At 36.3% G+C, this 12,586-nt stretch carries 14 protein-coding genes; 4 read left to right on the top strand and 10 right to left on the bottom strand.

The annotated features are described in order from the left end of the window. Window positions 1-18 precede the first annotated feature (18 nt). Window positions 19-606 (bottom strand): hypothetical protein, encoded by a 588-nt coding sequence (locus tag MHH98_RS07245; protein WP_038184816.1) that lies wholly within the window; start codon window positions 604-606, stop codon window positions 19-21. A 138-nt stretch (window positions 607-744) separates the two neighbouring features. Continuing rightward, window positions 745-1,026 (bottom strand): phage holin, encoded by a 282-nt coding sequence (locus tag MHH98_RS07240; protein ID WP_038184818.1) that lies wholly within the window; start codon window positions 1,024-1,026, stop codon window positions 745-747. Between the two features lie 550 nt (window positions 1,027-1,576). Here MHH98_RS07240 and MHH98_RS07235 point away from each other — a divergent pair. Together MHH98_RS07235 and MHH98_RS07230 are read left to right on the top strand one after the other, a co-directional pair. Beyond that, entirely contained in the window at window positions 1,577-2,770 is a 1,194-nt protein-coding gene (locus tag MHH98_RS07235; protein ID WP_076065765.1) for a YbfB/YjiJ family MFS transporter, read from the top strand. A gap of 191 nt (window positions 2,771-2,961) precedes the next feature. Continuing rightward, a complete protein-coding gene (locus MHH98_RS07230) occupies window positions 2,962-3,408 on the top strand; it encodes a VOC family protein (protein ID WP_340712364.1) in 447 nt (148 codons plus the stop codon). A gap of 108 nt (window positions 3,409-3,516) precedes the next feature. Here the strand turns inward: MHH98_RS07230 and rnz are convergent, their stop codons facing one another. The 5 genes from rnz to MHH98_RS07205 all read right to left on the bottom strand — a co-directional run bounded on the left by rnz (window position 3,517) and on the right by MHH98_RS07205 (window position 8,268). Next, a complete protein-coding gene (gene rnz, locus MHH98_RS07225) occupies window positions 3,517-4,461 on the bottom strand; it encodes a ribonuclease Z (protein ID WP_038184827.1) in 945 nt (314 codons plus the stop codon). A gap of 227 nt (window positions 4,462-4,688) precedes the next feature. After that, window positions 4,689-5,099: a hypothetical protein gene (locus MHH98_RS07220; protein ID WP_038184830.1), complete on the bottom strand. Its 411-nt coding sequence runs from the start codon at window positions 5,097-5,099 to the stop codon at window positions 4,689-4,691. Window positions 5,100-5,124: 25 nt separating this feature from the next. After that, window positions 5,125-6,375, bottom strand: a complete 1,251-nt coding sequence (locus tag MHH98_RS07215; RefSeq protein ID WP_038184832.1) for a DNA polymerase IV — start codon at window positions 6,373-6,375, stop codon at window positions 5,125-5,127. Between the two features lie 260 nt (window positions 6,376-6,635). Continuing rightward, on the bottom strand, window positions 6,636-7,121 hold the full coding sequence (locus MHH98_RS07210; RefSeq protein ID WP_038184834.1) for a chemotaxis protein CheW: 486 nt from the start codon (window positions 7,119-7,121) through the stop codon (window positions 6,636-6,638). Between the two features lie 28 nt (window positions 7,122-7,149). Then, window positions 7,150-8,268 carry a M20/M25/M40 family metallo-hydrolase gene (locus MHH98_RS07205; protein ID WP_340712363.1) on the bottom strand — a complete coding sequence of 373 codons (1,119 nt, stop codon included), beginning with the start codon at window positions 8,266-8,268 and terminating at the stop codon, window positions 7,150-7,152. A 320-nt stretch (window positions 8,269-8,588) separates the two neighbouring features. Here MHH98_RS07205 and MHH98_RS07200 point away from each other — a divergent pair, with 320 nt between their 5' ends. Further along, the gene (locus tag MHH98_RS07200) at window positions 8,589-9,098 is read left to right on the top strand and encodes a GNAT family N-acetyltransferase (protein WP_076034686.1); all 510 of its coding nucleotides are present in this window, start codon (window positions 8,589-8,591) and stop codon (window positions 9,096-9,098) included. 205 nt (window positions 9,099-9,303) lie between these two features. Here the strand turns inward: MHH98_RS07200 and MHH98_RS07195 are convergent, their stop codons facing one another. Beyond that, complete coding sequence (locus MHH98_RS07195; RefSeq protein WP_038184838.1) at window positions 9,304-10,851, bottom strand: acyl-CoA carboxylase subunit beta; 1,548 nt, start codon at window positions 10,849-10,851, stop codon at window positions 9,304-9,306. Window positions 10,852-10,857: 6 nt separating this feature from the next. Further along, window positions 10,858-11,268 carry a methylmalonyl-CoA epimerase gene (gene mce / locus MHH98_RS07190; protein WP_038184839.1) on the bottom strand — a complete coding sequence of 137 codons (411 nt, stop codon included), beginning with the start codon at window positions 11,266-11,268 and terminating at the stop codon, window positions 10,858-10,860. A gap of 124 nt (window positions 11,269-11,392) precedes the next feature. Between mce and prli42 the strand changes: the two genes are divergently transcribed. Then, window positions 11,393-11,485, top strand: coding sequence for a stressosome-associated protein Prli42 (gene prli42 / locus MHH98_RS07185; protein ID WP_155981185.1), 93 nt, complete (start codon window positions 11,393-11,395; stop codon window positions 11,483-11,485). Window positions 11,486-11,845: 360 nt separating this feature from the next. On the opposite strand, the gene MHH98_RS07180 is transcribed toward prli42, so the two are convergent. Continuing rightward, a complete protein-coding gene (locus tag MHH98_RS07180) occupies window positions 11,846-12,385 on the bottom strand; it encodes a GNAT family N-acetyltransferase (RefSeq protein ID WP_076034687.1) in 540 nt (179 codons plus the stop codon). Window positions 12,386-12,586: the final 201 nt, after the last annotated feature.

The following is a 12,586-nucleotide window of genomic DNA, read 5'->3' as shown; positions in this document are numbered from 1 at the left end:
AATTCTACTAATCTATTTCTACTTTTTTGACAAAAGTACCGAAATATTTACATCATTAAAGATAATGATGATTTTATTTGAAAGGTCGTAGTATTTTAAAGCATCTGTATATGTTGGTGCTTTTTTTATAAATTGGCCTCTTGATAGCTGAATTTTCATGTTTCGAAGTTCATTAAAAGTTGTAAATATTTCTCCATCTATTAAGTTATATTCTTTTAATAGGCGAATGTCTTCATGTGAAAATGTTACTTCATCATTTAACTGGTTGATACCAAGTCGGTGTACTGTAGTTTTTAGTTCGTTTTCTACCATTCCCCAGATCATTGAAATCGACTCGCCTGGTGATTCTTTTGCAATTTTGAGAATTTCATAATCCATACTATCAAGTTCAAAAATTTTGTTCTCAATTAGGTTAGAGTTATTTAATTTCTTTTCTAAAACATCTAGTTTTTTTCCAAAATCCAACTCTATATTGTTGAAAGAAAATTTGGTGAGATTCGTTAGTATAAATCCTATTTGCTTTCTAAATAATAGGATAGCTAGTAGTATGACAATTGGCCAAATCATATCATCAATTAACGCAGCAACAAATTCTGTTACATTCATAGTACCCCTCCCATCTATAAATAATGCTTTAATAATTAGAGGTAATGTTACTTTAAAGGTTCTATTTCCTCCTCAGTTTAATGTATTAAATAAATCTTATTTTGTGTGGTCAACTTGTACCGATTTTTTTCATGAATATTATTTTTCATCACACTTCACTTTTGTATATCGAAGTGCTTGTTTACTATCACTTATGCCACTCGTTGTCGGATCAATAACAGAATTATAAACAGCAACGATCACCGTAAAAAGAACAAAAGGATTTGAAATAGCTTGAAGTAGGACATCAAATAATTTTGGCCAAGTACTGACATCCTCCCCTGTAATACCGAGATATCCCCCTATAGATGATGTAACTGCCAAAAACATATGAAACCAAAATTGCGGGTTTTTTAATCGAATTTTCCAGTTTATCCTCATTTTCATCCCCCCTTTAGATAGTTATACATATGTTACGGTTGATGCTTTCTTGCTTAGAAGTATGATAATTGTGGAGTGTTTGGTTGGTTTTTGGGTTGCTCGTATTTACTTTGGCGCTACTCGGTCCCTTTGGCGCTACTCACTCTCCTTTTGGTGCTACTCACTCTCCTTTTGGCGCTACTCACTCTCCTTTTGGCGCTACTCGCTCTCCCTTTGGCGCTACTCGCTCTCCCTTTGGTGCTACTCACGCTCCTTTTGGCGCTACTCGCTCTCCTTTGGCGCTACTCACTCTCCTTTTGGCGCTACTCGCTCTCCCTTTGGCACTACTCACTCTCCTTTTGGCGCTACTCGCTCTCCTTTGGCGCTACTCACTCTCTCTTTAGCGCTACTCTCCCTATCTTTAACACTACTCACAACCTCCATCTCCAACCGCTCATTCCCCCTTAGCCCTCCAATCATTTTACATTTTCATCTATATCCAAAACACTTTTACTAATTTATACTGTTATTAAGGTTTTTGGTCTTTTTTTCTACATATGGGGGTGCTTTGGTGAATCGAAGACATGCTGGGATGATTATTGGGGGAATTTTGTTTTTAGTAGTGGCGATGGGGATTAGCCGATTTGCACTTACACCGATTTTGCCATTTATGCGACAAGATGTTGGATTATCTGTAGAAACTGCGGGGATGCTGGCTTCTGCAAATTATGTAGGATATTTCTTTGGGGCACTTTGGGCTGGTTTTATAACCCGCCATCCAAAAGGAATCCTCGGATGGTGCGCATTCATCAATGTACTTTCTGTTTTTGGTATGGGGTTGCTTGATAGTTTATGGATTTGGTTGATTTTACGCTTGATTGCGGGGATTACAGGTGGCTTGATGTTTGTATTAACTTCTAGTATGTTGATGGATTATCTTGCTGGTCATTTGTTGACGAAATGGTCAGGCTATATTTTTAGCGGTATTGGTTTAGGAATTGCTCTTTCGGGCATTTTTGTCCCTATTTTAGAATCGGCTTTTTCTTGGCAAGGTGCTTGGATAGGGCTTGGTATGTTATCCGTGTTGTTCGTATTAACGACGATGCTCTTGTGGCGTAAGCTGACAGCTCATGAACAGGATAAGAAAGCAGTAGTCTCCGAGAAGGTTTGGAAAGGATTTATGCCTTGGATGGCACTTGCTTACGGATTAGAAGGTCTTGGCTATATTGTGACCGGCACGTTTTTAGTTGATATAATTCATGAAATTCCTAATTTAAGAGAGTATGCATCCTATAGCTGGGTTGTTGTCGGTATTGGTGCCATTCCATCTGCTCCACTTTGGATTATGTTGATGTCAAAATATTCACCTGTTCGTATCATTTCGATTGCGTATATTTTACAAGTCATTGGTATTTTACTTCCAATCGTCTCTCCGACTATTTTCGGTGTAATGACATCGGCATTTTTATTCGGTATGACGTTTGTTGGAATCGTGACGATGACCACGTCTTATGCAAGACAATTATTTCCAGCAAAGAGTGCTAGTGTTGTATCTGCTCTAACGACCCTCTATGCGCTTGGGCAAATTATTGGCCCATTAATTGCTGGCAAACTTGCCGCTTATTATAAGAGTTATAATGTTGCTCTCATTTTTGCTGGAAGTGTAGTAGCAATTGCACTTTGTCTCATGTTGTTTGGGAGATGGAGGACAACGGAAAAAGAAGTACCAGAAAGTTATATGGCTCTAAAAAATATCGCTAAGTAGTTATTCTAAGTGATTTTTTGATTGTCAATTTCTATAAAGTCCTGAGCATGTTTTGAAAGAATTTTTTCAAACCATGCTTTTTTCAATATGTAAAAAGGTCAAACATCTAATAAAAGAAGGTTATTTGAAACTTAAATAGAATTACATCAATAAGGCTTTAAAAAATAGAGTATCTTAAAGGGGATTGGAGCATGAATCGTTTAAATTTAGTTACTTTGGGTGTTAAAGATATGTTAAAGTCATTACGTTTTTATCGCGATGGACTTGGATTTGAAGCATTTGTATACGGGAACGACGCCGATCCAGATGTAATTTTCTTTAATAATGGAGGAACAAAAATTTCACTATTTCCAATTTATCGCTTAGCACAAGATATTGATGAAGATAATCCACCTGCAATCAACCATGGCTTTAGTGGATTTACCCTTGCTTATAATGGAAAGTCAAAAGAAGAGGTTGATGAAATATTTGTATTAGCAAAAAAAGCTGGTGCGAAAATTGTGAAAGAACCTGAAACAGTTTTTTGGGGTGGATATAGTGGCTATTTCCAAGACCCAAACGGCTATTACTGGGAAGTTGCTTACGGAGAGAACTGGGAGTTCGATGAGAATGATATGTTAATAATTACTGAAGGTTAACATGAGAATTTGATAAAACTGTGTATGAATTTAACAGCTTGGTTGTTACTCTATATTCATTGTAAAAAAGCTATCCAAAATTAAATGGATAGCTTTTTCTCAATTCTATTACTGACTAAAAGGAGCTAACTTTTCTTGATGCCACTCATATTCCTCGAAATCGGCTACGATATAGGCATTTTCAAACACTTCATGTACTTCTTGTAACATGTTTTTTATATCTTGAGGGAAAAATCTTGCGCTTAAATGATTTAGCAATAAATTTTTTGCTCCTGCTTTAATAGCTATGTTTGCTGCATCCATATTTGTGGAGTGACCGTAATTGGCAGCTAGTGCTTCCGTTGCATGATCAAATGTTGATTCATGCACGACAATATCCGCATTTTCACTAAGTAAAATAGCATTTTCACACGAGCGTGTGTCTCCTAAAATCGAAACGATAAAGCCATCTTTAGGTGGATCTGTGACGTCACTACTTTTCACTATTCGACCATCTTCTAAAGTAATGTCATAGCCATTTTTCAATTGACCCAATAGTGAGCCCTTAGGAACTCCCAATGCTATAGCTTTTTCAATTTGCAATGTTCCTGGTAGAGGCTTTTGTTCAATCCGGTAGCCAAAGCAAGATATGACATGCTGTAATGGTTTTGCTGTAACGACAAAATCATCATCTTCAAAGACCACGCCTTCAGTAACCTCAACAAATTCAATAGGATAATTAAGATGGGTTTGTGACAGCTGTAAGGTTAATTCTACCCAATTCTTTAATCCTGCTGGTCCATAGATGGTAAGTAGTTCTTCTCCCCCTTGGAAAGAGCGAGAACTAAGTAAGCCAGGGAGCCCAAATATATGATCTCCGTGTAAATGAGTGATAAATATTTTCTCTAATTTTCTTGGCTTTAATGTTGTATGTAAAATTTGATGCTGCGTCGCTTCACCACAATCAAACAGCCAAAATGTACCACGTTCTTCTAATAATTTAACGGCTAGTGCACTTGTATTCCGTGTTTTTGACGGCATTCCAGCACCTGTACCTAAAAATTGTATATGCAAATGAAGTCCTCCTTACGAAATATACAATGATCAACATATGAAGAATCCTCATAATGATTCCTTGCTATTTATGCTTCGGTATTGCTAATGTCTTTTAACTAGTATAACAAAAAAAGATGCTCATCAATCACCAAATGGACATTGATACACACCTTTAATATGCAATACATACTCTTTAGTTAGGTTTATGATTGTTACTATTATTTCTAATGAGAGCTAAATTTAATTTATTTTACTTCAATTAAAAAAGAAGTTATTTCTTTTATCTTTGAGGTTTTTCCGGCACTTGTGAAATTATAGATATCACAGAAAGCATAACGCTTCTTACTTTCTAAAATTATAATGCCATTAATAGAACCAGTACTCCCATGCGTAATAATGTTATTAATATGTAACTCTGTTGCTCTGTCTTTCTCCTTTTTTGACAATATTTCAACAACATGATTATTGCCTTGGATCTGCTTATTACCAACGATATCCCAACATACATCATCCTTCAAATGCTCAAGAATGAAACTTTGATCATTTTTTGCAATAGCAATAGTAAGTTCTTGAAGTAACTTCTTTTTAGGTGCATTTCCGCAATCGTAAGGGCAGACTACTTTTAGACTTCCATACTCTTCATTTAACTTATTCATAATGCTCCCCCTAAAGATTTTTTTATTAATCCTTATGATCTTCCAAAAAGTCTTTGCTAAAACTCGTTTGTGATTCATAATTGGGCTTTTTCTTTTCTTTCATACCTTTTGAGATGATTTCTTTACCGAATTTCTTTTGGAGCTGCTCCACTACTTGGATAATTGGTTCCTCTTTGGCATGTTGTTCATAGTTGAAAATAGATAACTGCTCTGCTGTTTCCTTGCGGTCAATCACATTACTCACCGTCACGCCGAGTAATCGAACAGGTTCACCATGCCAATGTTTTCGAGTCAAATCAACGGCTATTTCAAGAATATCTGATTTTTTATAAATAGCATTGGAAAAGGTTTTGCTACGACTTGAGTTATGCCAATCTGCATCTCGAATTTGAATGGATAACGTATGGCCTGCTAAATTTTTAGCTGAAAGACGTTTTGCCACTCTTTCACAAAGACCATCGATTGTTTTACGAACTTCATCCCATTCGACTAAATCGATTGGCAAAGTTGTAGAATTACCTACGCTCTTGGTATCATAAATCGAATTTGGATCGACTTCCCTGTTATCAATACCATTTGCTCTGTCTTTTAACCTTGCACCATTTTTTCCTAAGTTACTTTTTAAAAAGGCTTCAGAGGCTTGTGCTAGATCACCAATTGTGTTGATTTTTAGTTCGTTTAGTTTTTTTGCTGTACTCTCACCCACGCCATGCATTTCAATAACTGGTAATGACCATAAAATATTTGATAGTTCACGTTTTCTTAAAACGGTAATACCCATAGGCTTTTTCATGTCAGAAGCTGTTTTAGCTAAAAACTTATTGGGTGCAATTCCAATAGATGATGGCAAATCCAGTTCATTTAAAATCCGTTTTTGAATGCTTTCTGCGAGCTCTATCGCTTCTCTTCCATTTACAAGTTCCGTAACATCAATATAACCTTCATCGATTGATACGGGCTCTACAAGTTCGGTATATGTTCGAAGTATGTCAAATATCGCTTTTGAAGCAATACGATAGCGTTCAAAATTCGGTGGCAACAAAATGAGCTCAGGACATTTTCGCTTTGCTTCCCACACAGCCATCGTCGTATAAACCCCTTTTGCACGCGCTTCATACGAACAAGTGACGAGAATGCCACGTCGCTCCTTCGGGTTACCCGCAATGGCTATTGCTTTACCTTTAAGTGTTGGATCATGTGATTGCTCTACAGAGGCATAGAAACAGTTCATATCGATATGAAAAATTATTCTCCCTTTTTGTTTCAGCTCTGCCATCACACATCTCTCCTGCTTCTTTTATTATGAATATTATAGCAAAAATAACGAACAGATGTTGGTATTTTTGTTCTTATAAGATCTAGTGATACCTTCTAACTTCTTCCTTTTCGCATATTAATAGCTTCACGCCATTTCATTTAATGGTACTGCCCCTTCGCCGCAATCCTAAGTTAATTTCTAATTCGATCACAAGACTTTAAAACCACATAAAAAAGCATCCTCAGTCTTTGACTAAGGATACCTTATTTACTAACGAACTAGGCTTTGGCTGCTCTTTCGTCTTCTTTTAATTTTTGCATATAGGCTTTGAGTTCTTTAATACCTTCAAGCGAGTCAACCAGTACTGTAGGCGAAACGATTGTAATCATTCGTTCTTCTAGATTGGCAACTGCTGTGAAATATTTTGTTTTGGAATAATTCACTAGACCTATTTGTTGCAAATGTTCAGCTGGAATATCGAGAATTTCTTTTGCTTCGACAACGAGTAGACCAAATAGGAAATCACCTGTTTGTAAAACAACTATTCGCACTTGATCTCCCGTTGCTTGACCTCTGTATAAGATTTGCTCGAAATCTAATATCGGCATTAGTTCTCCGCGCATTCTCATTAAACCCGTTACATAGCTTGGTAAGTGTGGAATGGGATTAACATGTTCCATTTTCTCGATCGATACGACGTGATCGATAGGAACCGCATATTCTTCTTGACCACAACGGAAAACGACTACTTTACTACTAGACATTGGCTTCTACCTCTTCTTGTAATATGTGTTATTTAACTTCAGCTGCGCATTTTACAATTTCCACTAATAAGTCCGCAAGTTTTTCTAATTCTTCAACTGGGATACGTTCTTTTGTCGTGTGGATGTCTTCATAACCGACAGCAAGATTGACTGTAGGAATGCCAAATCCAGCGATCACATTTGCATCACTACCCCCACCACTTGTCAAAATTTCTGGTGTACGACCAATTTTACGAACTGCTTCTTGAGCCACTTTCACAACTAAATCTTCCTCAGTGAAACGAAAACCTGGGTACATGCGCTTAATAGTTACTTCGGCTTTACCACCCATTTTTTCAGCAGTTTGTTCGAAAACTTCTTTCATATGGACAGTTTGTGCCTCTAATTTCGCTTCATTAATTGAACGGGCTTCAGCTAAAATATGCACTTCATCACAAACGATATTCGTTGCTTGTCCACCTTCAAAGCGACCAATGTTTGCTGTTGTTTCAGCATCTAAACGACCTAATTTCATCGCTGCAATTGATTTTGCTGCAACTGTAATAGCTGAAATTCCTTTCTCAGGTGCAACACCAGCGTGAGCTGTTTTACCATAGATAACAGCTTCTACTTTCGCTTGGAAAGGTGCTGCAGTTACGATGCCACCTACTTTACAGTCACTATCAACGGCGAAGCCATATTTAGCAAAGATTTTAGATGGGTCTAGCTTTTTCGCTCCTGCTAAACCACTCTCTTCGCCAGCAGTAATAATGTACTGAATATCACCATGAGTAATATTTTGTTCTTTTAAGCGTTTTGGTAACTCAAGAAGAGCTGCTATTCCAGCTTTATCATCCGCTCCTAAAATCGTAGTACCATCAGAATGGATATAGCCATCTTCTTTGAGGATTGGTTTAATTCCTTTACCAGGTACTACAGTGTCCATATGTGATGTAAAGTAAATTGGTTGTGCATCTACAGTCCCGCGTAGGGTACAGATTAAGTTACCTGAAGCATGGCCATTACGGCTTGCCGCATCATCTTCTTCAACTTCAAAGCCTAATGCTTCTAATTTAGTTTTTAATACAGGTGAAATTTTCTCTTCATGGAATGTTTCAGAATCAATTTGTACGAGTTCCAAAAATTCTTCTACGATACGACTTGTCATTATGAAAGAACCCCTTTATTAACTAGATTTTACTATCTTCTTATTCCCTTATTTTAGCATAGAATTTAAGTGAACTCCTGTAATTTACTTAGGCATTCTCTAATTTCTAATTTAGTTTGATAGATTAAATGTAGCGACTTTGTATTAATATTGGCCTCTACACATATTTTTCTTCATGCGCAGCGATATTAATTGTATATTCAAACTATTAATATGAAGGATTTTTATTGATGTGAGGAGAATTTACTTAAAGTAAAAATGGATAATTTAAATTTTCAATTTCCTTTAATTGTCATTTTCACTATTTGAAAGGAGCACTCATGGATATTAGATTGTTAGAATCATCAGATGCAAAAAGTTATTGGGTTTTGAGATTAGAAGCATTAAAAAATAACCCAGAAGCATTTTCTTCAAGCTATGAAGAAGCTATTAAAAGAGAATTCCCTGTTGAAACTGTGTTGAAAAATTTATCGACCGAAGGAACTTTCACATTTGGGGCTTTCAATGATCAAGAACTAATAGGTGTTGTAACTTTGGTTCAAGAATTCACTTCAAAACTTCATCATAGAGCTAATATTTTTGCCATGTATGTAAGTCCTAAATTTCGTAGATTAAGCGTTGGTAAAGCACTCCTATTAACGGCAATCAATCATGCAAAGTCAATTGAAGCAATAGAAAAAATTAATCTAGAAGTGATAACAACTAATGATAGAGCGAAAAATCTCTATATTAAAATGGGTTTCAAAACATATGGACTCGAAGAACGCGCACTTAAAATCAATAATGATTATTATGATTCAGAGTATATGGTGCTGTTCCTTAAAAAATAATGTTTAACTACAACTGATTAATTACCAAATTTATGTCTGGTCATAAAAGCACCTCCTATTGTTAGTTTTAACTAACGATGGGAGGTGCTTTTCATAAATGTTGGTCTTGACTGTTTTTCTTGCTTGTCTTGTATTAATAAGCGCTTTGGGCTAACAGGATGTTAGTCATGCAACCGTTGCGACAGGACGTCGGACATCCTCAACATTAAAGAGGAATATTCCCATGTTTCTTAGCTGGTCTTGTTTCTTTTTTCGTTTTCATCATATCAAGAGCTTGGATAAGTTTGATACGTGTTTCACGTGGGTCGATTACATCGTCTACTAAGCCATGAGATGCTGCTACATATGGATTTGCGAATTTTTCGCGGTATTCTTCAATTTTCGCTGCACGTGTTGCCTCTGGATCATCGCTGTTATCAATTTCGCGAGCGAAGATAATGTTCGCTGCTCCATTTGGTCCCATAACGGCAATTTCAGCGTTTGGCCAAGCGTATACCATATCAGCACCAATTGCTTTAGAATTAAGTGCTACGTATGCACCACCGTATGCTTTACGAAGGATTACTGTAATTTTCGGTACAGTTGCTTCTGAGTATGCATATAAGATTTTCGCGCCGTGACGGATAATCCCACCATGCTCTTGTTTAATGCCCGGGAAGAAGCCAGTAACGTCTTCAAATGTGATGATTGGAATATTGAATGAGTCACAGAAACGGATGAAGCGAGATGCTTTATCTGATGAGTCAATATCCAGTCCACCAGCCATTACTTTTGGTTGGTTACATACTAGACCTACTACGTCCCCTTTAATACGCGCAAGCCCCACTACGACATTTTTCGCAAATTCTTTATGTACTTCCATAAAAGAACTTGGATCAACGATTTCTTCAATAACTTTGCGAATATCGTATGGACGCGTTGCTTCTACTGGAACTAATTCAATAATATTTTCTAAATAATCGTCATTATCTTGTGGTTCAATACTTGGTGGTTTTTGTTCATTATTTTGAGGTAGGTAAGCAAGTAAATCACGTACTTGTTGTAATACCTCTTCTTCAGATGGCCCGCGGAAGTGTGCAGCTCCACTGATTGAGTTATGAACTTTTGAGCCACCTAAATCTTCAGAAGAAATTTTCTCCCCTGTTACTGTTTCGATTACTTTTGGTCCTGTGATGAACATTTGGCTTGTCTTATCTACCATGAATACGAAGTCAGTAATTGCTGGTGAATATACTGCTCCTCCTGCACAAGGTCCCATAATAACTGAGATTTGTGGAATCACACCAGAATAGATTGAGTTTCGGTAGAATATATGACCATATCCATCAAGAGATACAACACCCTCTTGGATACGAGCACCACCAGAATCGTTTAAGCCAACGAAAGGCGTACCGTTTTTAGCCGCTAAATCCATAACATTCGCAATTTTCATTGCATGCATTTCCCCAAGTGCACCGCCGAAAACTGTAAAGTCTTGTGAGAACAGGTAGATTGGACGACCGTTTACTTTACCGTAACCTGTAACAACGCCGTCTCCAGGTCCTTCTTTTGTATCCATACCAAAGTCTGTAGTTCGATGTTTTACGAAAGGATTAATCTCAACGAAAGTACCTTCGTCTACTAGTAAGTTAATACGTTCACGTGCAGTTAATTTACCTTTTTCATGTTGTTTTACGATGCGGTCATCACCGCCACCTAATTCAATTTCACGTTTTCTATCATATAACTCATTGATTTTATCGAACATATCCATAGATGATTACTCCCCCGACTCACTTTTATCGTATAACTCGTAAAGCACTCCATTAGATGACTTTGGATGAATAAAGGCCATTTTTGAGCCACCAGCGCCTGGACGTGGTTCATCTGATAGTAGGCGAACACCTTGTTCGCGAAGGTCTGCCATCTTCCCTTCAATACCCTTTACCCCTAGAGCAACGTGATGAATACCTTCTCCTCTTTTTTCAATAAACTTAAAGATAGCGCTTTCTTCACTCATCGGTTCAAGCAATTCAATATGTGTATTCCCCGCATCTATAAATGCTACACGAACTTGCTCAGTCACTACTTCTTCTATTTTTAACAAAGGTAAGCCCAACACATCTGTGTAATATGTAATTTGTTCATCAAGATTACGTACTGCAATACCGATGTGGTCAACGTTCTCCACTTCTCCCCAACTCCTTCTTTGTTGTATAACACAATTGTACATAATTTATAATAAAAACTCTAGCACTTGTGTAATTTTTCAAATTTGATAGAATATTTGTAGGAAAAGAAGGAGCGAACGAGAAATGAGTAATAAGAAATTTCAAAAAATTGTTGTATATGCAATGATTGCTATTATGGTTATTTCTACATTAGCTTTCGGCTTAGCAATGTTATAATCTACTTTGCGCGTCTGAAATTTACTATTGTAATCTACAACCATACAAACTAAAAAAACAGCGTTATACCAGGTTAAACCGGTGTACGCTGTTTTTTTATATACGAACCTTAAAAATCTAACTTTCATATCTTTACTATTATATCAATATAACATTCGAGAGATGTGGGGCACTCATCACTTTTTAGGGGACTACTAAATATACAGAGACTTATCTCTATTATAATTTTAGTAATCGCATGCCCATGCCGTACCTAGCCATACGCACTTCGGCCCAAAAATAAAGTTGTTTAAATTTCAGAGAAAGAATATTTAAAATTAAGATCACTTTCACAAAGACACACAACTTCTAAAAAAAAGATTATTTTAATGGCAAATTTTCATAATCTTTTCTGAGTATAGCCATGATAACTTCATCCGAGTAAGTCCCGTTATAATATAAAGATTCACGTAAAACACCCTCTTTTACAAATCCAACTTTTTCATATACTCTTATTCCTCGCAGATTATGACTGAATACCTCTAGTTGCAAACGATTCAATTTCAATTCTTCAAAAACAAAGCGCAATACAATTATTATAGCTTCAGTCCCATATCCTTTTCCAGTTAATTCAATAGAACTCATTGATATTCTAAAACCTGCTTTATTATTTTCTTCATCAATTTCAAAGATAGATAATTCGCCGATCATTTGGTCATTATTTTTTAAACAGATGGCAAAATCATAACGTGATGAATCATTATTTACATTATTTATATGAGCTTTAATCTGATTTAACGTAAAGTTAGGTTTTGTACCTGTCATATAACGTATTTCTTCATCTGTTGTATTTTCTAGCATTATTGGTGCGTCTGATACCTGAAGATTTCTTAAATAAATTCTTTCATTTTCTAAATACATCTTACCTTCCTCCTAATAACTGCCCTTTTCTTAACTATACAAATATTCATATATCATTTTGTATATTATACTTAATAATAGAAAAAGATGGTATAAAGTTATATTCAAACCATTTTTTAAACAACTTTTTTATTTTACTCACTGACAAACGAACGTCATCCTTTAAGGGGTTTTGGTCGCCTAGGCATTCGTTTGTGTTAG

Source organism: Viridibacillus sp. FSL H8-0110, assembly GCF_038003565.1.
Lineage (GTDB): Bacteria > Bacillota > Bacilli > Bacillales_A > Planococcaceae > Viridibacillus > Viridibacillus arenosi.
This window is presented reverse-complemented; position numbering and strand designations above follow the sequence as displayed.